The 22,145-nt window shown below is 66.3% G+C and carries 21 protein-coding genes; 9 read left to right on the top strand and 12 right to left on the bottom strand.

Annotation, left to right across the window (positions count from 1 at the left end):
* The first annotated feature begins 21 nt into the window (after positions 1-21).
* The 6 genes from gmk to tsf all read left to right on the top strand — a co-directional run bounded on the left by gmk (position 22) and on the right by tsf (position 5,473).
* Positions 22-663, top strand: a complete 642-nt coding sequence (gmk, locus tag MF270_RS14470) for a guanylate kinase (RefSeq protein ID WP_238366611.1) — start codon at positions 22-24, stop codon at positions 661-663.
* A complete protein-coding gene (locus tag MF270_RS14465; protein ID WP_238366610.1) occupies positions 660-1,178 on the top strand; it encodes a gamma carbonic anhydrase family protein in 519 nt (172 codons plus the stop codon). Before gmk ends, MF270_RS14465 begins: the two co-directional genes overlap by 4 nt.
* A gap of 81 nt (positions 1,179-1,259) precedes the next feature.
* Positions 1,260-2,435 carry a trans-sulfuration enzyme family protein gene (locus MF270_RS14460; RefSeq protein WP_238366609.1) on the top strand — a complete coding sequence of 392 codons (1,176 nt, stop codon included), beginning with the start codon at positions 1,260-1,262 and terminating at the stop codon, positions 2,433-2,435.
* Positions 2,432-3,457 (top strand): sensor histidine kinase, encoded by a 1,026-nt coding sequence (locus tag MF270_RS14455; RefSeq protein WP_238366608.1) that lies wholly within the window; start codon positions 2,432-2,434, stop codon positions 3,455-3,457. The genes MF270_RS14460 and MF270_RS14455 overlap by 4 nt, the downstream gene beginning before the upstream one ends.
* A gap of 237 nt (positions 3,458-3,694) precedes the next feature.
* Positions 3,695-4,465, top strand: coding sequence for a 30S ribosomal protein S2 (gene rpsB / locus MF270_RS14450; RefSeq protein ID WP_238366607.1), 771 nt, complete (start codon positions 3,695-3,697; stop codon positions 4,463-4,465).
* A gap of 132 nt (positions 4,466-4,597) precedes the next feature.
* Positions 4,598-5,473 (top strand): translation elongation factor Ts, encoded by an 876-nt coding sequence (gene tsf, locus MF270_RS14445; RefSeq protein ID WP_238366606.1) that lies wholly within the window; start codon positions 4,598-4,600, stop codon positions 5,471-5,473.
* A gap of 403 nt (positions 5,474-5,876) precedes the next feature.
* Here tsf and MF270_RS14440 read toward each other — a convergent pair whose 3' ends face one another.
* The 10 genes from MF270_RS14440 to MF270_RS14395 form a co-directional block, all read right to left on the bottom strand.
* The gene (locus MF270_RS14440; RefSeq protein WP_336246019.1) at positions 5,877-6,638 is read right to left on the bottom strand and encodes a helix-turn-helix transcriptional regulator; all 762 of its coding nucleotides are present in this window, start codon (positions 6,636-6,638) and stop codon (positions 5,877-5,879) included.
* 245 nt (positions 6,639-6,883) lie between these two features.
* A complete protein-coding gene (locus tag MF270_RS14435) occupies positions 6,884-8,152 on the bottom strand; it encodes an NAD(P)/FAD-dependent oxidoreductase (protein ID WP_238366605.1) in 1,269 nt (422 codons plus the stop codon).
* Positions 8,153-8,156: 4 nt separating this feature from the next.
* On the bottom strand, positions 8,157-9,377 hold the full coding sequence (locus MF270_RS14430) for an acyl-CoA dehydrogenase (protein WP_238366604.1): 1,221 nt from the start codon (positions 9,375-9,377) through the stop codon (positions 8,157-8,159).
* 138 nt (positions 9,378-9,515) lie between these two features.
* Positions 9,516-10,205, bottom strand: coding sequence for a phosphate regulon transcriptional regulator PhoB (phoB, locus tag MF270_RS14425; protein WP_238366603.1), 690 nt, complete (start codon positions 10,203-10,205; stop codon positions 9,516-9,518).
* Between the two features lie 4 nt (positions 10,206-10,209).
* Complete coding sequence (phoU, locus tag MF270_RS14420; protein WP_238366602.1) at positions 10,210-10,935, bottom strand: phosphate signaling complex protein PhoU; 726 nt, start codon at positions 10,933-10,935, stop codon at positions 10,210-10,212.
* Between the two features lie 17 nt (positions 10,936-10,952).
* Complete coding sequence (gene pstB, locus MF270_RS14415; protein ID WP_238366601.1) at positions 10,953-11,750, bottom strand: phosphate ABC transporter ATP-binding protein PstB; 798 nt, start codon at positions 11,748-11,750, stop codon at positions 10,953-10,955.
* Positions 11,751-11,767: 17 nt separating this feature from the next.
* Positions 11,768-13,117: a phosphate ABC transporter permease PstA gene (gene pstA / locus MF270_RS14410; protein WP_238366600.1), complete on the bottom strand. Its 1,350-nt coding sequence runs from the start codon at positions 13,115-13,117 to the stop codon at positions 11,768-11,770.
* Positions 13,114-14,586 carry a phosphate ABC transporter permease subunit PstC gene (gene pstC / locus MF270_RS14405; protein WP_238366599.1) on the bottom strand — a complete coding sequence of 491 codons (1,473 nt, stop codon included), beginning with the start codon at positions 14,584-14,586 and terminating at the stop codon, positions 13,114-13,116. Before pstC ends, pstA begins: the two co-directional genes overlap by 4 nt.
* Before the next feature lie 101 nt (positions 14,587-14,687).
* Positions 14,688-15,728, bottom strand: coding sequence for a substrate-binding domain-containing protein (locus MF270_RS14400; RefSeq protein WP_238366598.1), 1,041 nt, complete (start codon positions 15,726-15,728; stop codon positions 14,688-14,690).
* Positions 15,729-15,913: 185 nt separating this feature from the next.
* Entirely contained in the window at positions 15,914-17,221 is a 1,308-nt protein-coding gene (locus MF270_RS14395) for a HupE/UreJ family protein (RefSeq protein WP_238366597.1), read from the bottom strand.
* Positions 17,222-17,323: 102 nt separating this feature from the next.
* Here MF270_RS14395 and MF270_RS14390 point away from each other — a divergent pair, with 102 nt between their 5' ends.
* The 3 genes from MF270_RS14390 to MF270_RS14380 all read left to right on the top strand — a co-directional run bounded on the left by MF270_RS14390 (position 17,324) and on the right by MF270_RS14380 (position 19,976).
* Positions 17,324-18,208: a PfkB family carbohydrate kinase gene (locus MF270_RS14390; protein WP_238366596.1), complete on the top strand. Its 885-nt coding sequence runs from the start codon at positions 17,324-17,326 to the stop codon at positions 18,206-18,208.
* Positions 18,205-19,128 (top strand): pseudouridine-5'-phosphate glycosidase, encoded by a 924-nt coding sequence (locus MF270_RS14385; protein WP_238366595.1) that lies wholly within the window; start codon positions 18,205-18,207, stop codon positions 19,126-19,128. Before MF270_RS14390 ends, MF270_RS14385 begins: the two co-directional genes overlap by 4 nt.
* 92 nt (positions 19,129-19,220) lie before the next feature.
* Positions 19,221-19,976: a DUF502 domain-containing protein gene (locus MF270_RS14380; protein WP_238366594.1), complete on the top strand. Its 756-nt coding sequence runs from the start codon at positions 19,221-19,223 to the stop codon at positions 19,974-19,976.
* Positions 19,977-19,979: 3 nt separating this feature from the next.
* Here MF270_RS14380 and MF270_RS14375 read toward each other — a convergent pair whose 3' ends face one another.
* Together MF270_RS14375 and MF270_RS14370 are read right to left on the bottom strand one after the other, a co-directional pair.
* Positions 19,980-21,020, bottom strand: coding sequence for a patatin-like phospholipase family protein (locus tag MF270_RS14375; RefSeq protein ID WP_238366593.1), 1,041 nt, complete (start codon positions 21,018-21,020; stop codon positions 19,980-19,982).
* Between the two features lie 131 nt (positions 21,021-21,151).
* Entirely contained in the window at positions 21,152-21,925 is a 774-nt protein-coding gene (locus tag MF270_RS14370) for a 3-hydroxybutyrate dehydrogenase (RefSeq protein ID WP_238366592.1), read from the bottom strand.
* Positions 21,926-22,145: the final 220 nt, after the last annotated feature.

The following is a 22,145-nucleotide window of genomic DNA, read 5'->3' as shown; positions in this document are numbered from 1 at the left end:
CGCCTGGGGAAGGACAAGAATATGGCCGATCGGCGTGGATTGCTGGTGATCTTGTCGTCTCCGTCCGGGGCGGGGAAATCGACGCTGTCGCGGATGTTGCTGGACTGGGATCCGAGCCTGAGGTTCAGCGTCTCGGCGACCACGCGCGCACCGCGACCCGGCGAAGAGGACGGGGTGCATTACCATTTCCTGTCGCAGGACGCCTTCCGGCGCGAGGTGGCCGAGGGCGGGATGCTGGAGCATGCCCATGTCTTCGGCAATTTCTACGGCTCGCCCAAGGCACCCGTGGCCGCGGCCATCGAAGCGGGGCGTGACGTGCTGTTCGACATCGACTGGCAGGGCGCGCAGCAGATCGTGAACTCGAGCCTGGGCCCGCATACGCTATCGATCTTCATCCTGCCGCCCTCGATTGCCGAGCTGCGGCGGCGGCTGGTGAGCCGGGGGCAGGACGCGCCCGAGGTGATCGCCAAGCGGATGCAGAAAAGCTGGGACGAGATCAGCCACTGGGGGTCCTATGACTTCGTGCTGGTCAATGACGATCTCGGTCGGACCTTCGAGGATCTCAAGACCATCCTGACCGCGACCCGGTTGCGGCGCCTGCAGCAGCCGGGGCTGGTCGAACATGTGCGCAAACTGCAGGACGAATTCGAGGAGCTCTCATGATCTACGAACTGGACGGAATCGCCCCGAAGCTGGCCGGGGATGCCTGGGTCGCGCCGGATGCCAATGTCATCGGCAATGTTGTGCTGGAGGCCGGCGCGAGCGTCTGGTTCGGCAGTACCCTGCGCGGGGACAACGAGGAGATCCGCCTTGGCGCCGGGTCCAACATCCAGGAAAACTGCGTCTGCCACACCGATCCGGGCTACCCGATGTCCATCGGGCCGGGCTGCACCATCGGCCACAAGGTCATGTTGCACGGCTGCACGATCGGAGAGAACACGCTGATCGGCATGGGCGCGATCATCCTCAACGGCGCGAAGATCGGCCGCAATTGCCTGATCGGCGCCGGGGCGCTGGTGACGGAAGGCAAGGAGATCCCCGACGGCAGCCTGGTCATGGGCGCCCCGGGCAAGGTCGTGCGGCAGCTGGACGAGGCGGCGATCGAGGGGCTGAAGCGTTCGGCCCGGCATTACCAGGACAATGCGAAGCGCTTCGCCAGGGGGATGCGGGCGCTCTGAGCCCGGGCAGACGCAAGGGCGCGTCTTGCCTGCGACACGCGGCCATGTCACCACTCGGGGCGAAAGACCCGAGGTGATGACATGCGCAATTCCCGAACCACCCTGATCCGCCCCGAGGCCCTGGCCGAGAGCGTCTCGACCCCCGTCGTGGCGCCGCTGTCGCCTTCGGTGGTCTATGCCTCGTCCAGCCCGGACGAGCTGGACGACCAGTACGAGGGGCGGGCCGAGGGATTCACCTATGCCCGCGAGGGGCACCCCAATGCCGCCGCATTGGCGCGCCGGATCGACGCGATGGAGGGTATGACAGGCGGCATCGTCACCGGGTCGGGCATGTCGGCCGTGGCGGCCGTGCTGCTGGGGCTCTGCAAGACGGGCGATCACGTCATCGGGGGCGACCAGCTTTATGGCCGGTCGCTGCGGATGATGAAGGAGGATTTGCCGCGCATCGGCGTGACGACCACCCTGGCGACGCCCACGGATGCCGCGGCGATCCGCGCCGCGATCCGCCCCGAGACGCGGCTGATCCTGGTCGAGGCGGTCTCGAACCCGACGCTGCGGGTGGCCGACCTGGAAGGCATCGCGAAGGTGGCCAAAGAGGCGGGCGTGCTGCTGGTGGTCGACAACACCTTCACCACGCCGCGCGCGTTGCGGCCCGTGGACCTGGGCGCCGATATCGTCATCCATTCGGTGACCAAGCTGCTGGCCGGCCATTCCGACGTGACGCTGGGCTGGGTCGCGGCGAAGGACCCCGAGGTTAACACCCGGCTGCGGGTTTTCGCCGTGACCGCCGGGCTGACGGCCAGCCCCTTCGACTGCTGGCTGGCCGAGCGTGGCTTGGCGACCTTCCCGCTGCGGTTCGACCGGGCGCAGGAGACGGCAGCACGGCTCGCGGATTTCCTGGCCGAGACCGGCGCGCGGGTGCTTTACCCGGGCCGCGCCGATCACCCGGAGCATGACCGCGCCCGGGCGCTGCTGGGCGGTAACTATTGCAACATGGTGACCTTCCACATCGAGGGCGGGCGCGCGGCGGCCAATGCCTTTGTCCGCGCCGCCGACGGGATCGCCTTTGCGCCGACGCTGGGCGACGTGGGCACGACGCTGTCGCACCCGGCCACGTCCTCGCACCGGGCGCTGCCCCCGGAGGATCGCGCCAAGCTGGGGCTGAGCGAAGGGTCGTTCCGCGTCTCGGTGGGGCTCGAGGAACCCGAGGCGCTGCTGGCCGTCTTCGGCCGGGCGCTGGCGGCGGCCCGGGGATGAGCACCGAGGCGGCGGACCTGATCGAGGCGCTGCCCGTCCCCGCGCTGCTGATCGGCCGGGACGAGCGGCTGACGGCGCTGAACGGGCTGGCGCGGCAGCTGCTGGGCGACCGGGCGGTCGGCTGGCACTATGTCTCGGCCCTGCGCCAGCCGCAACTGGTGGGCGCGATCGAGGAGGTCTTTCACACCGGCGAACGGCGCGTGCCGCGCTACCGGATCCGGCAGGGCGAGCGCGATATCGAGTATGATGTGCATTGTGCGCTGACCCCGTCGGGGATGGTGGTGGCGAGCTTCCTCGATGCCGGGCTCGAGGAGCAGGTCAGCCAGATCCGGCGCGATTTCGTCGCCAATGTCAGCCACGAGCTGCGCACGCCGCTGACGGCGCTGCTGGGCTTCATCGAGACGCTGCGCGGACCCGCGCGCGAGGATGCCAAGGCCCGCGACCGCTTTCTTGGCGTGATGGAGACCGAGGCCAACCGCATGGTGCGCCTGGTCGGCGACCTGTTGTCCCTGAGCCGGGTCGAAAGCGAGGAGCGACTGCGGCCACGCGATCGGATCGACCTGGCGGGGCTGTGCCGATCCTGCCTGAACGGGCTGGCGCCGCTGGCCGAGGACGCGCAGGTCACGCTGGTGCCCGACCTGCCCGAGGGCGCGGTCATGGTGCCCGGCGATTCCGACCAGTTGCGGCAGGTGCTGACGAACCTGCTGGAGAACGCGATCAAGTACGGCGGAGAGGCCGGCCGCGTGGTGTTGCGCCTGACCGGGCCCACGGAAGATCCGGGCCTGCGCGGGCCAGCCGTGCGGCTGGTGGTCGAGGACAGCGGACCGGGCATCGACCCGCTGCACATCCCGCGGCTGACCGAGCGGTTCTACCGGGTGGACAGCCACCGGTCGCGCCAGATGGGCGGGACGGGGCTGGGGCTGGCCATCGTCAAGCACATCGTCTCGCGCCATCGCGGGCGGTTGCGGATCGAGAGCGAGCCGGGGAAGGGCAGCCGGTTCTCGGTCACGCTGCCCGCCTGACGCCCGGCCTTGCGCCTAGCTTGGGGGGGCGACTCCCCCCGAGGTACTTGGAAAACAATGAAGGGCCGGGGGGAGGCGCAAGAGGAGGGCTTGCGCCCATGGGAAAACGGGTCTATAGGCCGCCTACTCGAAATCCGCAGGCGGAGGGCGGGCCACCGGGGGAGACATCCCCGAGGGTCCACCGGTTGGGCAGATGCCCTATCCCTTCGCCGAGGCCAAACCGGAAAGGATAAGGACATGGCTCTTCCCGAGTTCACCATGCGCCAGCTGCTTGAAGCCGGCGTTCACTTTGGTCACCAGACGCAGCGCTGGAACCCCCGCATGGGCGAGTTCATCTACGGCGCCCGCAACGGCATCCACATCGTCGACCTGACGCAGACCGTTCCCATGCTGGAACAGGCGCTGAACGTGATCCGCGACACGGTTGCCAAGAACGGCCGCGTGCTGTTCGTCGGCACCAAGCGCCAGGCCGCCGCGCCGATCGCCGAAGCTGCCGAGAAATGCGCGCAGTACTACATGAACCACCGCTGGCTAGGCGGCACGCTCACCAACTGGAAAACCGTTTCGCAGTCGATCCAGCGCCTCAAGGCCATCGACGAGCAGATGGAAGGCGGCGCCGAAGGCCTGACCAAAAAAGAGCGTCTGGGCATGGAGCGCGAACAGCAAAAGCTGCAGGCTTCGCTGGGCGGGATCCGCGAGATGGGCGGCGTGCCGGACCTTCTGTTCGTCATCGACGTCAAGAAAGAAGCGCTGGCCATCGCCGAAGCCAACAAGCTGGGCATCCCGGTCGTGGCCGTCGTCGACACCAACTGCTCGCCCGATGGCGTGGATTACATCATCCCCGGCAACGATGACGCGGCCCGCGCCATCGCGCTCTACACCGACCTGGTGTCGCGTGCGGCCCTCGACGGCATGACCGCCCAGATGGGTGCGGCCGGTGTCGACCTTGGCGCGCTGGAAGATGTGCCGACCGAGGACGCGATCGCCGCAGAAGGCGCAGAGGCCTGATCGACCGTCCTGCCTTGCGGCGCGTGTCGCGGGCGGGGCAGGGGTCATGATGCTGTTACGGGGCGCGGGGTAACCCGCGCCCGGATTGCTCCGGCCCACGGAGCCCGACAAGACATAGAGGAGAGCCACGACATGGCGATCACTGCTGCACAGGTGAAAGAACTGCGCGAAATGACCGGCGCAGGCATGATGGATGCCAAGAAGGCGCTGGTGGAAACCGACGGCGACATGGAAGCCGCCGTGGACTGGCTGCGCACCAAGGGCCTGGCCAAGGCCGCCAAGAAATCGGGCCGCACCGCCGCCGAGGGGCTGGTGGCCGTCAAGGTCGACGGTGGCACCGGTGTCGCGGTCGAGGTGAACTCGGAAACCGACTTTGTCGCCAAGAACGCCGACTTCCAGGACATGGTGTCGAAGATCGCCGGCGCTGCGGTGAACGTCGATTCCGTCGAGGCCCTGGCCGAAGCGGACGTGGCTGGCAAGAAGGTCGCGGACATGATCACCGACAAGATCGCCACCATCGGCGAGAACATGTCGCTGCGTCGCATGGCCAAGATCTCGGGCGATGTCGTGGCCACCTACGTGCACAACGCCGCCACCGACGGCATGGGCCAGATCGGCGTCGTCGTCGCGCTCAAGGGCGGTGACGAGGCGTTCGGCAAGCAGGTCGCGATGCACATCGCCGCCGCCAACCCGCAGGCGCTGAACGAGGCCGAGCTCGACCCGTCCATCGTCGAGAAGGAAAAGCAGGTCCAGATCGACATCGCGCGGGAATCGGGCAAGCCCGACGCCGTGATCGAGAAGATGATCGTCGGCCGCATGAAGAAGTTCCTGGCCGAAATCACCCTGACCGGTCAGCAGTTCGTCATGGACACCGACAAGACCGTTGCCGAAGCCGCCGAAGCCGCGGGCGCCGAGATCCTCGGCTTTATCCGCATGCAGGTCGGTGAAGGCATCGAGAAGGAGAAAGAGGATTTCGCAGCCGAGGTGGCCAAGGCCGCCCAGGGCTGATCCTTTCTTCGGATCATGAAAAGGGAAGGGCGCCCCGAAACGGGCGCCCTTTTCCTTTGTCCGGATTGCGCCCGCCGGACGCCGCACAACGAAAAAGGGTGCCGTCCGGACCGACGACACCCTCTTCCTTTCAGACCGGCCCCGCTTGAAGTTGGGGATGAGGCGGGATCCGGCCCGGTTTGAGTGCTGGCGCGAAGGCCGACTATAGACCCCCGCAACCAGCTCCGGCGAACCGGCAGATCGGAATGGCCCAGTTATGTCTGGGGTTCCAACCCGGTGTTCCCTGGCTAAAGCCACCACTCACGGAACACGGCCAATCTGCCAATTTACCCGGGGTTAAGGAAGTCAGGGATTCCCTACCTTTCGGTAAAAAACGCGGCCAAAATTCCCCCTGATTCTGGAATCACGCTTCCATAACAAACATTTGGTTCTGGAAGGCCGCCTTGAGCACGGCCTGGGCCGTTGTCTCCACGTTTAGCGCCTCACGAGCAAGACGCAAATGTTTCTCGACCGTAGCGGGAGTGAGGCCCATGAGAATCGCGATATCGGCCGTGGTCTTGCCGTCGCCGACCCATTCCAGCGCCTCGCGCTGTCGCTTGGTCAGCGTGCGGCCCGACAGCGAGGTGTTGGGCAGAGTGAGGATCTTCAGATGCGCCACGTTGTTCATGACGATGATGTCCTCGCCATGTTCGGCCCAGATCGCATCGACCTCGTCCTGATCCATCCCGGCGCGCGCGGTCAGCGCGATGGCGCCCTTGGAGCGGACAGAGACGGACTTGAAGCTGATCGAGTAACCGGCCGTGACGCCCATGGAGCGGTTGAACTCGAGCACCTTGCGTTCGCTGTCGCTGAGCGTGCCGGTCTCGACCATGTCGCGCAGCAGGCTCCAACTGGCGGCGCCTTCGTGCTCGACTGCCCAGCGGACCATCGGCGCGTGGAAGTAGAGGCCGTCGGTCAGGAAGGCCTTGCGGTATTCCGCGCTGTGGTTCGTCAGGACGATGAAATCGTCGGGATCGCCCAGAGAGGTCGCCGTGCGGTAATGGGTGAAGCCATAGATCAGCCGGTCAAAGCCGTATCCTGCCATCTTGCGCGTGTGCATATCCCAGAGCGCCTCGATCGATGGCGCATTGGTCAGAGCGATCAGATAATCGTCATAGGGATACACGTGGGCGGACTCCTTGCTGTCGATGTTCGGCTGGTGAGAATTTTTGTGCCAGAGGTGCAGGTTCCTGTCTACAGCAAGGTTTCTGCCAGGTCGGGGGGAATTCCGGGCGGTCTGCCGCAATGCGGATCCTTGGGACAGTCCGTATGGATGAGCGTATTGCCATAAGGCCTTGATGTGGGGGCCCATTCGGTCCCAATATAAAAATCACATAATACCGATTACTCGACTTACGCGTACAGCGGCGATCAGCCCCGGCGTGCGCCGATCCAATGAAGCGCGCGTGCTCCCGTCTCGACGACGAGACTGCGCATCCCCGGCATGGCATCGCGGTAGCGCGCATCGCTGACGGGAACTGGCATTGCGGTGGTGTTGCCGGTGATCATGGATTGCGCCACGGCGCGCCCCATCAACGTGCCCGGGCCGATGCCGCGACCGGAGTACCCCATGACGGCCCAGGCATCGCGACCAAGGTCGATGACCTTGGGAATGTGGTCGCTGGTCATCGCGATGCGGCCCCACCAATGATGGGTCCAGTCCTGCGAGCCAAGGTCCGGGAAGATCTTCAGCAGCTTGCGCCGGGCCCAGTCGTGGTGGAGCCTTGCACCCACCCCCTCGGGAATTCCCAATGCGCCCAATATGATGCGGCCCGCTCTGTCCCGGCGCAGGCTGGTCATTACCGTGCCGGTGTCCCAGCAGCCTTCGCCCTCTGGCAGGATCGCGGCGGCGACATCGTCGGGCAGCGGCGGCGTCGCCATCTGGAAATAGCCGACCACGGCCGTGCGCGGCACGTGAAAGCCAGGCACGAACCGATGGTAGGCATTGGTCGCGATCAACAGTTTCGGCGCCGTCACCTGGCCATCTGCGCTGTGCAGGCGCCATTGACCTTCTACGTGAAGAATACGTTCCAGTGTACTGTTTTCATGCAGGATTGCTCCAGATCCTTGCGCCGTGCGCGCAAGGCCGCGGACATAGGCCAAAGGTTGGATCGTGCCAGCCCGCGGATCGAAGAGACCGCCGTGGAAATGCCGCGTGCCGGTGCGCCGGGCGACCTCGTCCGCATCCAGCAGTTGCACCGGGGCGCCGCGTGCTTTCTGTTGCCGTGCCCGTTCCGAGAGGTCCGACAGGCCCGAGGGCGCATGGGCCAGGTGGATCGTCCCGGCGCGCCGCGCCTCGCAGGCGATGCCGTGGCGCTGGATCAGGTCGAACACGAGGTCGGGCGCGCCGGCCAGCGCCGCGTTCAGTCGCGCGCCGGGTTCCGTGCCCATGGATTTCTCGACCGCGTCGGGTGGCAGCCAAAGCCCCGCATTCACCAGCCCCACGTTGCGGCCCGAGCCGCCGTGACCGATCGTCTCGGCCTCGAGCAGGATCACGCGCAGCCCTGCCCCGGCCGCCTCCAGCGCCGCCGAAAGGCCGGTGAAGCCGCCGCCGACGATGGCAAGATCGGCGGTCTGCGCGCCCGCCAACGGCGCGCAGGTCACATGTTCGGCGGACGTGTCCTGCCAGAGGCTGGTCATGATGTCAGAAGAACGCCTGCAAGCCGGTCTGCGCACGCCCGAGGATCAGCGCATGCACGTCATGGGTGCCCTCGTAGGTGTTCACCGTCTCGAGGTTGACCATGTGGCGCATGACCTGGAACTCGGCCGAGATGCCGTTGCCGCCGTGCATGTCGCGGGCCATCCGGGCGATCTCGAGCGCCTTGCCGCAATTGTTGCGCTTGACGATCGAAATCATCTCGGGCGCGGCCTTTGCCTCGTCCAGCAGCCGACCCACGCGCAGCGAGGCCTGAAGTCCCAGCGCGATCTCGGTCTGCATGTCGGCCAGTTTCTTCTGGAACAGCTGCGTCTGCGCCAGCGGCTTCTTGAACTGGTGCCGGTCGAGCCCGTATTGCCGCGCCGCCATCCAGCAGAATTCCGCGGCGCCCATCGCGCCCCAGGAAATGCCGTAGCGCGCGCGGTTGAGACAGCCGAACGGGCCCTTCAGCCCCTCCACATGCGGCAGCAGCGCGTCCTCGCCGACCTCGACGCCGTCCAGCACGATTTCCCCGGTGATCGAGGCGCGCAGGGACAGCTTCTTTTCGATCTTCGGCGCGCTCAGCCCCTTCAAGCCCTTGTCCAGAACGAAGCCACGGATCTTGCCGCCATGCGCCTCGGACTTGGCCCAGACGACGAAGACATCGGCGATGGGCGCGTTCGAGATCCACATCTTGGACCCGTTCAGCACATAGCCGCCCTCGGTCTTTTTTGCGGTAGTCTTCATGCCGCCCGGGTCGGAGCCCGCGTCGGGTTCGGTCAGCCCGAAACAACCGATCCATTCGCCCGAGGCCAGCTTGGGCAGGTACTTGGACCGTTGGTCTTCGGATCCGTAGGCATAGATCGGGTACATCACGAGGCTGGATTGCACCGACATCATCGACCGGTAGCCGCTGTCCACCCGCTCCACCTCGCGCGCGACAAGGCCGTAGGTGACATAACCCGCGCCGATGCCGCCGTATTCCTCGGGAATGGTGGTGCCCAGCAGGCCCATGGCGCCCATCTCGGCAAAGATCGCCGGGTCGGTCTGCTCGGTCAGGTAGGCATCGGTGACGCGCGGCTGCAGTTTTTCCTGCGCGTAGGACCGCGCGGCTTCGGCTACCATGCGTTCCTCTTCGCTCAGCTGGTCGGCCAGGCGGAAGGGGTCTTCCCAGTCAAATGAGCCAAGGTCCGGGGCATCCTTGGCGCGCAGCTTGGGTCGGTCGAGCATCCCTCTTCTCCTCCTGAATCGTGTTCCGTCAGGAGTATATCAGGGAACGGGCGATTTCGACCGGAATCGCCTGCGCCGATTGGCGCAGGACGCAAGTCGGCCTCCATGTTCCGAAGGCCGGAACAAGCGCCCTGCCCGTCACCCCAGCGCGTAGCCCGCGCCGCGCACCGTGCGCACCGGATCGTCGCCGCCATGCACGCAGAGCGCCTTGCGCAGCCGGCCCACATGGACGTCGACCGTGCGGGTGTCGACATAGACGTCACGGCCCCAGACGAGGTCCAGCAGCTGCGCGCGGCTCAGCACGCGGCCGGGTTTTTCCATTAGTGTGGCCAGCAGGCGGAATTCGGTGGGCCCGAGCTTCAGCTCTTCACCCGCGCGGAACACCTTGTGGGTCGCGGCGTCCAGCGTGATATCGCCGACCTCGAGCCGTTCGCCCACGGCGGCGGCCCGCGTGCGGCGCAGCTGGGTGCGCACCCGCGCCATCAGCTCGCGCACCGAATAGGGCTTGATGACGTAATCATCGGCGCCGGTCTCGAGGCCACGCACACGGTCAACCTCTTCGGACCGGGCCGAGAGCATGATGATCGGTACGCCGCGGCTTTCCGGCCGGGATTTCAGGCGGCGGCAGACCTCGATCCCCGAGAGCTGGGGCATCATCCAGTCCAGCACGACCACGTCCGGGCCTTCCTCGTCGAAAAGCAGCAGCGCGTCTTCGCCGTTGTCGGCCGAGACGACGTCAAACCCTTCGGCCTCGAGATTGTAGGCCAGCACTTCGCGCTGCGCCGGTTCGTCCTCGACCAGCAGGACGACGGGATGGGGCACGCTCATGGTGTCACTCCCCGGCGCCTTGCGTGCTCATCGCTGCATCGGTCGAGGTGCGGTCGAGCTTTTCGCGCACCTCGTCGGCGGTCTCGCCCGTCACAAGGTAGACCACCTGCTCGGCGATCGAGGTGACGTGGTCGCCCATGCGTTCGATGTTCTTGGCGATGAAATGCAGGTGCATGCAGGGGGTGATGTTGCGCGGATCCTCCATCATGAAGGTCAGCAGTTCGCGGAACAGCGCGTTGTACATCTGGTCCACGTCCGCATCGCGCGCGATCACGTCGCGGGCCAGCGCGTCGTTGCGCTGCATGTAAGCGTCAAGCGCGTCGTCCAGCATCAGCTGTGTCTCGCGGGCCATGCGTTTCAGCGCCTGCCCGGCCCCGTCGATGGTCGGCAGCTGCATCAGCACGCCGGTGCGCTTGGCGATGTTCTTGGAATAATCGCCGATCCGCTCGAGATTGCTCGAGATCCGCAGCACCGACAGGACAAGCCGCAGGTCGATGGCCGTGGGGGCGCGCAGCGCGATGATGCGGGCGGCCTCCTCGTTGATCTGCTCTTCCATCGCGTCGATGGCCTTGTCGCCGGCGCGGACCTGCTCGGCCAGTTCCTCGTCGCGTTCGACAAGGGACCGGGCGGCCTCGGTGATGGCCTCTTCGACCATGCCGCCCATCTTCATGATGCGCGCCTGCACCGCTTCGAGGTCACGGTCGAAGGCCGAGGAAATATGCTGTGCCATGTGGTCTGGCCCTCCCGTCAGCCGATCCGGCCGGTGATGTAGCTTTCCGTGCGCGGATCGCTGGGGTTGGTGAAGATCGTCGAGGTGTCGTCGTATTCCACCAGGTTGCCCAGGTGGAAAAAAGCGGTCTTCTGGCTGACCCGCGCGGCCTGTTGCATCGAGTGCGTGACGATCACGACCGAGTAGCTTTGGCGCAGTTCGTCGATCAGTTCCTCGACCTGGGCCGTGGCGATGGGGTCGAGCGCTGAACAGGGTTCATCCATCAGCAGCACCTCGGGTTCGGTCGCGATGGCGCGCGCGATGCACAGGCGTTGCTGCTGGCCGCCCGACAGGCCCGTGCCCGGCGCGTGCAGCCGGTCCTTGACCTCGTTCCAGATTGCGCCGCGGCGCAGGGCCTTTTCGACGATCTCGTCCAGCTCGGCCTTGTTCTTGGCCAGCCCGTGGATCTTGGGTCCGTAGGCCACGTTGTCGTAGATCGACTTGGGGAACGGGTTCGGTTTCTGGAACACCATGCCGACCTTGGCGCGCAGCTGCACCGGATCGACGCGGCGGTCGTAGATGTCCTCTCCGTCCAGCATGATGTCGCCGGTCACGCGGCAGATGTCGATGGTGTCGTTCATCCGGTTCAGGCAGCGCAGAAAGGTGGACTTGCCGCAGCCCGACGGGCCGATGAAGGCGGTCACGGTCTTGTCCTGGATATCGACATCCACGTCCTTGATGGCATGGGTGTCGCCGTAAAAGACTTGAACCTTGCGGGCCGAGATCTTGGTATCCTTGGTGTCCACGCGTCTCTCCAGCAGTGACATGTCGTTCATGGGAAGCTCTCCTTCCGTTACCAGCGGCGCTCGAAGCGGCGGCGCAGGATGATGGCGATGATGTTCATGGTCATCAGGAACAGCAGCAGGATGATGATCCCGCCCCAGGCCCGTTCATAATAGGCCGGATCGGCGCGTTTTGCCCATTCGTAAATCTGCGCGGGCATGGCCGAGTTCGGGTCCATGAAGCCCGAGGCCAGGCCGTCGGGATAGTTGGTGGCGATGTAGCCGACCATCCCGATCAGCAAGAGCGGCGCGGTTTCGCCGAGCGCCTGTGCCAGGCCGATGATGGTGCCCGTCAGGATGCCGGGCATGGCCAGCGGCAGCACGTGGTGGAAAACCGATTGCGTGCGCGAGGCGCCAAGGCCAAGTGCTGCGTCGCGGATCGACGGCGGCACCGCCTTGAGCGAGGCGCGGGTCGAGATGATGATCGTCGGCAGGGTCATCAGGGTCAGCACGAGGCCGCCCACCAGCGGAGCCGATTGCGGCAGGTGCGCGAACTGGATGAAGACCGCAAGGCCGAGGATGCCGAAGACGATCGACGGCACGGCGGCGAGGTTCGAGATGTTCACCTCGATCAGGTCGGTCCAGCGGTTCTGCGGCGCGAATTCCTCGAGGTAGATCGAGGCGGCAACGCCGATGGGCAGTGCCAGAACCAGCACCACGATCATCATGAAGAGCGAGCCCAGCATCGACACGCCCAAGCCAGCCTGTTCGGGGCGGCTTTCCGAGGCATCGGCGCCGATCACGAAGTCGATGTTGAACTGCTTGGCGACGATCCCGGCGTCCACGAAGGCGTCCGTCAGGTCGAGGTGCTCGGCGTCGATGTTCTTGTCGCGCGCCACGTCCTCGCGCTGGACCCGGCCCTTGAGGTAGCCGTCGACGCGGCTGGCGGCCAGCATGCGGAAGCTCACGGTCTCGCCCACGAGGTCCGGGTTCGCCAGCACCACGTCACGCACCTGCGCGGCGGCCGAGGCCGAGATCAGCGCCTTCATGTCCTTCGAGCTGTCGAGCGGCGTGGCGATCCCGTTGGCCTCGACCTGGGCAAAGATGGCCTGTTCGATCAGCGGCCCGTAGCCGAAGGTCGACACCTTGGCCATCTCGGCCGGGTCGCGGTTGCCATTCTTGTCCAGCTTGGCGGGGTCGAGGTACACGGGCACCTCGATAAAGGTCTGTTGAAAGGCGCCCAGCCCGGAGGAAAGGATCGAGACCAGCAGCACGAGCAGGAAGAACAGCCCGGCGCCGATGGCGGCGATCCCGTACATTTGGAAGCGTTTCTCGGCGGCGTTGCGCTTTTTCGTCCGCGCGTCTTCGGTGGTCAGCGACCCCTTGGCGGCGGGCGTGGCGCCCATGCTTGCGTCGGTCATTCGTACTGCTCCCGGTACTTGCGCACGATGTAGAGGGCGAGGACGTTGAGCCCCAGCGTGATGACGAAGAGGCTCATGCCCAGGGCAAAGGCCACCAGCGCCTCGGGCGAGGCGAAATCGCTGTCGCCGGTCAGCTGGCTGACGATCTTGGCGGTCACGGTGGTCATCGCCTCGAAGGGGTTGAGCGACAGCCGGGCCGCGGCCCCTGCCCCCAGCACCACGATCATCGTCTCGCCGATGGCGCGGCTGGCGGCCAGCAGGATGGCGCCCACGATGCCCGGCAGGGCGGCGGGCAGGATCACCTGCTTGATGGTTTCGGACTTGGTCGCGCCCAGCCCGTAGGACCCGTCGCGCAGCGATTGCGGCACCGCGTTGATGATGTCGTCCGACAGCGAGCTGACGAAGGGGATCAGCATGATGCCCATGGCGATGCCGGCGGTCATCACGGCACGCTGGCCCTGCATCCAGCCGACCGTGTCGTCACCGAAGACGCTCAGCAGGATCGGCCCGATGGTCAGCAGCGCAAAGAGGCCGTAGACGATGGTCGGGATGCCGGCCAGCACCTCGAGCAGCGGCTTGGCGATGGCCCGCACCTTGGGCGTGGCGTATTCGCTGAGGTAGACGGCGGCGAAGAGGCCCACCGGCACGGCCACCACCAGAGCGACGAAGCTGATGTAAAGCGTGCCCCAGAGCAGCGGGATGATCCCCAACTCGGAGCTGCCGCCGCGGCCGGAAAAGCTGGGCGCCCAGTTGAGCGAGAAAAAGAACTCGGCCGCCGGGTAGAGCCGGAAGAACTCGATCGTGTTGAAGATCAGCGACAGCACGATGCCGATGGTGGTCAGGACCGCGATCGAGGCCGCGGCGATCAGCAGGGCGCGGATGCCTTGTTCGACCGTGTTGCGGGCGCGGAATTCGGCTTGGCTTTCGCGCAGGCCCCAGATCAGCCCGGCCAGCGCCAGCACCAGCACGACGCCGGACATGATCCAGGCGCCGGAGTCATGAAGCGCGCGGTAGCGCTGCGCGGCCGCGAGGATCGGCGCGGTCAGGGTCGAGGTGACGACCTGGCCCGCGTCCTTCAGCCGGTCAGTCATCGTCTCGGGGTCGGCACCGGGGTTGCGTGCCGTGTCCTCGTCGATGATCCCGGCGGCGACCGCGTTGCTCAGCCCCTCCGAGGTGCGGTGCACCTCGGCCATCACGAGGCCAAGGTTTGAGCCCTCTGAAATCTCGCTCTCGGGGATCATCCCCGAGACCATGCCGTTGACGACGAAAGGCTGGACGATCAGCCAGACCACAAGCAGCAGCAGCGCCGGCACGGCCGCCTTCATCGCCACGTTCGAGCCGTAGTAGCTGGGCAGCGAATGCAGGTTGCGGATCTCGCCGCCGGCGCTGGCGAGCGCCAGCGACCGGCCCAGGACGTAGCCGACAAGGGCGATCCCGAGAACCGCCAAAACGAGCCAAAGTACAGGCATGTGCCCCCCGATCAGGTCTGCTTGTCGCGTAAAAAGGTTCTAAAAGAAAAGGGGGCGGCGGAATATGCCGCCCCCGATCCGTGGGCCGAAACCCTTTCGGATCACATACCTTCGTTCATGGTCCGCTCGTCGGCGACCTTGGCTTGCGTTGCCGCCAGCTCGGGGTCGGACACGAGGCCGTATTCGGCCAGCGGGCCATCGGGGCCGGCGATCTCGTCGCTGACGAAGAACTCGGCATATTCCTTCAGGCCGGGGATCACGCCGATGTGGGCCTTTTTGATGTAGAAGTACAGCGGCCGCGACACCGGGTATTCGCCGGTCGAGATGGTCTCGGTGGTCGGCTCGACACCGGACATGGTGGCGACCTTCAGCTTGTCGGTGTTGTTCTCGTAGAACGCGAGGCCAAACACGCCGATGCCGTTGGCGTTGGCGTCGATCGAGGCGAGCGTCTCGGTGTAGTCGCCGTCGATGTCCACGGCGCGGCCGTCCGACATGACTGCGAGGCAGGCGTCTTCGGCGTCGTCTTCCGACATGCCGCCGGCGATCATGGCTTCCAGGGCGCCGGTGACTTCGCAGCCGGCCGCGACGACCTTCTCTTCGAACACTTCACGAGTGCCGTGCTTGGTGCCGGGAATGAAGGCCAGGATCTCTTCGCTGGGCAGATCGGGGTTGAAGTCCGACCACAGCTTGTGCGGGTTGTCGACCAGCTGGCCGTCGACCATGACCTTCGGCGCCAGGGCGTTGAAGATGTCGGCCTCGGTAAAGGCGGTGTAGTCCGGGCCGTCGAGCTGCGAGGCAAACACGATGCCGTCATAGCCGATGCGGACTTCGATGATGTCGGTCACGCCGTTCTCGGCGCAGGCCGCGATTTCCTTTTCGCGGATGGCGCGCGAGGCGTTCGCGATGTCGGTGTGCTCTTCGCCGACACCCTGGCAGAAGCGCTTGAGGCCAGCCGAGGAGCCGCCCGATTCCACGACCGGCGTCGGGAAGTCGAAGTTCTCGCCAAAGGCTTCGGCGACGATCGAGGCGTAGGGCAGCACGGTCGACGAGCCGGCGACCTGCACGTTGTCGCGTGCGGCAGCGGCCGAGGCCGAAACGGCGGCGATCGTCAGGGCGGAGGCGGTGAGTTTCGCGATGGACATATGTCTCTCCTGTTTCACAACGAGGCCACATGGGGGCAGCCTTCGGGGCGGGGACTACCAGCCGGGTCGCGATGCTTTTGTGACACTCGTGTAACAGGTTTATGACAGGGCCCGCCGCGGCCCCAAATGACGCTTCGGCAGGGGCACGGGCGATCCGCAGCCCCTGCCCCTTATGCCGCGTTTTCCTAGAGAAAAACGCGTTCGACGCACCAATAGGCGCCCACGAGGGCGATCAGGAAGGAGGCCGGCATCTCGACCATGCGGCGGTAGACACCGACCCCGCCGGCGGCCGAGGCGGCCCCGCAGAGCCCCGCGAGAATCGCGATTGTAACAAGCAGCGGCGGCAGCGCTTCGGCCATCTCGCCGCCCATCGCGGCGACCGGGATCAGCGCCAGCGGCACCAGCACCAGCGCGGCCGCCAGGTAGACGATGGCCTGAACGCGGTTCACCTCGCCGAACTCCGACAGGCGTATGGTGGCCCAGGCGATCAGGAAGGCGACGGCGATCACCGTCAGCTGGCCGATCTCGACGCCAATGTTGAAGCCCAGCAGCGCCGGGATGAACTGGCCCTCAGGCAGGCCGAACTCCCCCAGTACGCTGGCAAAGCCGAGCCCGTGCAGCAGGCCGAAGACAAAGATGATGACCGGCCGCCAGGGGTTGAGGCCATCGGTAAAGATATTCTCGACCGCGACATAGACGATGGAGGCGGCGATGATCGGCTCCACGATGGAGCCGGGGATGGTGACGATCCCCAGCGCGCCAAGCGCCAGCGTGACCGTGTGCGCGGCGGTGAAGGCCGTGACCTGCCACAGCAGCGGTCGCACCCCCGGTGCCAGCAGGAACAGGCCCAGGACGAAGAGGATGTGGTCCAGCCCCAGCGGCAGGATGTGGTCGAACCCGACGGGGATATAGGACAGGAAGGCCACCAGCCCGGTCTGTTGCAGCCCGCCCGCCACCGGGATCTGCGGCGACGTCTCGCCGGGGCCGACAAGGCCGGTAAAGGGCTCCTCGACGCCTTGCTGGCGCAGGATCAACTCTCCCCACCCCTCGGGCCAGGCCAGCGCGGCGGTCTGCACCCCGTCCGGCAGATCGGCCGTCAGCCCCAGCGTGGTCATCCGCGCAAGGTCGGTATTGCCGACCTCGGGCACGTCCACGGTGTCGATGGCAAAGGGCACCACAGCCCCGGTCCCGGTCTCGAGATACAGCACATCTGCCGTGCCCGGAAAGGCGCCGCGCAGCCGTTCGGCGATCTGATCGGGTGCCAGGGCGCGCAGGGCGTCGTAATCGTCCGACCCCTCGGTTTCGTTGGTGTCGGCGACGCCGTCCACGTCGATCCCGGCCAGGAAGACCTCGGCGTTGAAGGCCAGGTCCATCCGCGCGGCCTCGCCCGACAGTGTCAGGTCGGCAATCGCCGGCTGGATTTCATGCGCGGCGGCCGGAACGGCCAGCATCGCGGCGGCCAAGAAGGCCAGGCGGCGAATATATGCGAACAAGGTGAGCTCTCCCCAAGGTTTCGGCACAGGATGACCCGCGGGCAGCAAAGATCAAGGCACGCCCCGCCTTGCGCCGGGCCAATAGGTCGGTCAAATGGGCGCATGACGGATATTCTTTGCATCGGCGCGGTCCTGTGGGACATCATCGGTCGGTCCGACCGGCACATGAAGCACGGGGCCGACGTGCCCGGGCGCATCACCCGCCTGCCCGGCGGCGTGGCGATGAACATCGCCATGACCTTCACCCGGTTCGACCTGCGGCCCGTGCTGCTGTCGGCCATCGGCCAGGACAGCGAGGGGCACGAGCTGGTGGCCGAGGCCGAAGGGATGGGGATGGTCACATCCTTCCTCTACCGCTCCGAGGATCTGCCGACCGATGTCTACATGGCGGTCGAGGGCGCCAACGGGCTGATCGCCGCCATTGCCGATGCCCATTCGCTCGAGGCGGCGGGCGACAAGATCCTGCGCCCGCTGGCCGACGGACGTCTCGGGACCGAGCAGGCGCCCTACGAGGGCCCCGTGGTGCTGGACGGCAACCTGACGGTGCCGCTGCTGACCGAGATCGCGCACAGCCCGCTGTTCGCGAACGCGGGCCTGCACGTGGCCCCCGCCTCGCCCGGCAAGGCGGAACGGTTGCGGCCTTTCCTGAACCGGTCCGGCGCCACGCTCTACGTCAACCTCGAAGAGGCCGGGCTGCTGTGCCATTGCGACTTCGCGGATGCGCCCAAGGCCGCCGAGGGGCTGGTCGCGGCCGGGGCCGACCGGGTGCTGGTCACCGATGGCGGCAAGCCCGCCGCATCGGCGGGCAGCCACGGCCTAGTCACGCTCACCCCGCCCGAAGTGATGGTGACCCGCGTCACCGGCGCGGGCGACACATTCATGGCCGCGCATATCGCGGCCGAGCTTTCCGGCGCCGATCCGCGCGCCGCGCTGGATCGCGCGCTCAAGGCCGCGGCCCGCTACGTCTCCGGAGAATCTGCCCAATGACCCCGCTTGCCCTGTCTCCCGAAGTTGCCGCCGCAAAGGCCGAAGGCCGCCCCATCGTCGCGCTGGAATCGACCATCATCACCCATGGCATGCCCTGGCCGCAAAACCTCGAGATGGCGCAAAAGGTCGAACAGGTGATCCGGGATGGCGGTGCGGTGCCCGCGACCATCGCCGTGCTGGACGGCACGCTGCACGTGGGCCTGACCGAAGAGCAGCTGACCGCGCTGGCGCAGGCCAAGAACGTCGCCAAGCTGAGCCGCGCGGACATGGCTATGTGCCTGGCCACAGGCGGCACCGGCGCCACCACCGTCGCCGCGACAATGATCGGCGCACGTCTGGCGGGGATCAGCGTCTTTGCCACCGGCGGCATCGGCGGCGTGCACCGCGGGGCCGAGCTGACATTCGACATCTCGGCCGATCTGCAGGAGCTGGCGCAAAGCCCGGTCACGGTGGTCGCAGCCGGCGCCAAGGCGATCCTCGACATTCCCAAGACACTCGAGGTGCTGGAAACCCTCGGCGTGCCGGTGATCGCCTATGGTCAGGACGACATCCCCGCCTTCTGGTCGCGCAGCTACGGCATCCCTGCCCCGCTGCGCGCCGACACGGCCGCGCAGATCGCCCAAGCGCAGCACCTGCGGACGGCCATGGGCATCCCCGGCGGCCAGCTGGTCGCCAACCCGATCCCGCCCGAGGCCGAGATCCCACTGGCCGAGATGACCCCGATCATCGACACCGCCCTTTCGGAAGCCGAGGCCCAGGGCATCAAGGCCAAGCAGGTGACGCCCTTTCTCCTCCAGCGCATCTTCGAGCTGACCGAGGGGCGGTCGCTGACGTCCAACATCGCGCTGGTGCTCAATAACGCGCGCCTTGCGGCGGAAATTGCCGTTGAATTCACCCAAGGTGACGCCGGGCAGTTGTAGTGCCCGGCCGTTGGCCCTAAATGACCCCTGACCGGCCGCGTTGCGGCAACCGGCCTCTCAACCCCTGCCCGAGCTCCCGATCGACCAACCCGATGAACACACCTTTCGACGACGACCCCCATCCGCGCCGCCCCGGCTGGTTCTCGAGCCTGCGGTCGAGCTTTCTGACCGGGCTCATCGTCATCTTTCCGATCTCGATCACCATCTGGCTGCTCTGGAGCTTCATCGGCTGGGTCGACAGCTTCGTGCTGCCCTTCGTGCCGGCGGGCTATCACCCCGACGCGATCATCCGCCGCCTCGTCGGGTTCGAGCGCTACAATTACTGGATCGGCGAAGACGTCCACATCAACATCCGCGGCGTCGGCGTGGTCATCTTCCTGCTGTTCACGATCTTCGTCGGCTGGGTCGCCAAGGGCTTCATCGGCCGCAGCTTCCTCCGCTGGGCCGAAAGCATGGTCGACCGGATGCCGGTCGTCCGCTCGATCTACTCCGGCATCAAGCAGATCGCCGAGACGGTCTTTGCCCAGTCCGAACGCAGCTTCGAGGTCGCCTGCCTGATCGAATATCCCCGCAAGGGCATCTGGGCCATCGGCTTCATCTCGACCATGGCCAAGGGCGAGATCGCGGCGCGCGGCGGTGGCGGCTCTGCACTGGTCAGCGTCTTTGTCCCGACCACGCCCAACCCGACCTCGGGCTTCCTGCTGTATTTCCCGCAAGAAGACGTGATCGAGCTCGACATGAGCGTGGAGGACGCGGCCAAGCTGGTGATCTCGGCCGGCCTCGTCTATCCCAACTCCAAGAACCCGGCGCAGCCGCCGGAAGAGGCCGCCGACCGCGCCGCGGAATAGGCGTCAGCCATACATCTCGCTCAGGTTCATGGAATCCCGCACCCCGATGTCCTCGAGATGCCGGCCCAGGAACGCCTCGGCCGCCGACCGCCCCGCGCTGCGCAACTGGCCCATGACACCCGGCAGGGGCAGCAACTTGGTCGCCACCGACAGCTCGTTCATCAGCTCGTCATCGGCGATCATGTGCACCCGCACCCGTTTCATCGCCCCATCCGCCACGTGGCCGTCGTCCAGCAGCCGCTGCACAAAGCCGATGGCACGCAACTCGCGCAAGAGCGAGGAGTTGAAGCTGATCTCGTTGATCCGGTTGCGGATGTCCTGCGGCGTGCGCGGCACCTCCTCGCGCACCAGCGGGTTGATATTCACCACGATGATGTCGTCGGGCAAATGCGGCTCGAACAGCGGGAACAGCGCCGGGTTGCCGGTATAGCCGCCGTCCCAGAAGGCCTCGATCTTGCCGGTCCGCGGGTCGGGCAGCTCGACCGCCTTGAACAGCGTCGGCAGGCAGGCCGAGGCAAGGATCGCCTTGGCCGTCACCTCTTCGCCGGCGAAGACCCGCACCTTGCCCGTCCGCACGTTGGTGGCGCAGATGTGCAGGTGCGGCCCCTCGCGATGGCAGACCTTGCCGAAATCGAACTTGTCGACCACCGGCTCAAGCGGGTGGCGGTAGAACGGCCCCCAGGCGTAGGGCGAGAACATCTGCCCCATCGCCTCGGCGATCTGGTAGCCCGGCAGGTAATCCATACGACGTGACAGGGCGACAGCATCCGACAGGTCCATCCAGGCCGGCATCGCCGCGTCGTCGATCGCGCCAAGCGCCTCCCACAGTTCGGCCAGCGCCGCGCGCGCGCCCTGCCGCCCGTCGGCGGCGAAACCCGACTTCAGCGCCGCGCCGTTCACGGCCCCGGCCGAGGCGCCGGAGATGCCGCAGATCTCGATCTCGTCGCAATCCAGCAGCCCCTCGAGCACGCCCCAGGTGAATGCGCCATGCGCCCCTCCGCCCTGAAGCGCGATGTTGATCTTCTTCTTCGTCTTCCGTGCCATTCGGTCACCTATACCGTCAGGCACCACCCTCCCCAAGGGACCCGATCCAACTTCATTGTGCCAATAAACTCCGGGGGTGTGGGGCTGGCCCCCACCAGACCTTCATGTGGTGCCAGCCCCTCACCCCGAGGTCAAAGTGCCGTCCAGCCCCCGTCGACCGAGATCGTCGTGCCGGTGATCTGCGCCGCCGCGTCCGAGCACAGGAACACCGCCGTCCCGCCGATCTGCTCGACCGTGGCGAATTGCTTCGACGGCTGCCGCTCGAGGATGACCTTCTCCTTCGCCTCCTCCTCGGTCATGCCGTACTTCTTGGCCGTGTCGGGGATCTGGGATTCGACCAGCGGGGTCAGCACGTAGCCCGGGCAGATCGCGTTGCAGGTGATGTCTTCCTTGGCCGTCTCCAGTGCGGTCACCTTGGTCATGCCGACGACGCCATGCTTGGCCGCGACGTAGGCCACCTTGTAGGGCGAGGCCGTGAGACCGTGGGCCGAGGCGATGTTGACCACCCGCCCCCAGCCCGCCTTGCGCATCATCGGCAGCGCGGCGGCGGTGCAGTGAAACGCCGAGGACATGTTGATCGCGACGATGGCGTCCCATTTCTCGATCGGGAAATCCTCGATCGGGGCGACGTGCTGGATGCCGGCATTGTTCACCAGGATGTCGCAGCTGCCCGCCTGCTCGACCAGCGCACGGCACTCGTCCGCCTTAGACATGTCCGCCTTGATGTAGCGGGCCGAGACGCCGAATTCCTCGCCCAGGCTCCTGGCCAGCGCATGGTCTTCCTCGTTATCGGTAAAGGAATTGAGAATCACGTCCGCGCCCGCCTTGGCCAGTTCCCGGGCGACGCCCAGGCCGATTCCCGAATTGGAACCCGTGATGATCGCGGTCTTGCCCTTGAGTGACATCTCACTCTCCTTCTGTCCAAGTGAACCTGTGCAGGAGTAATGCTGCACCTGCAAAGAAGTTCAACCCTGCACAGCTTCGTGACCCCTTGTGCGCAAGGGGTGAGGGACGGCCACTGGCGCGCCGGCCGGGGGTCTGTCATGAGGGGGGACACGCGGAACCCTGCCCAAAAAAAACGCCCGCACGAAGCGGGCGTTAAGTTATTGAGGCAGGTTTCATACA

The sequence above is a fragment of the Mesobacterium pallidum genome, from assembly GCF_019966535.1.
In the GTDB taxonomy this organism is placed as follows: domain Bacteria; phylum Pseudomonadota; class Alphaproteobacteria; order Rhodobacterales; family Rhodobacteraceae; genus Mesobacterium; species Mesobacterium pallidum.
The sequence above is the reverse complement of the archived record's forward strand: the minus strand, read 5'-3'. Positions and strand labels throughout refer to the sequence as shown.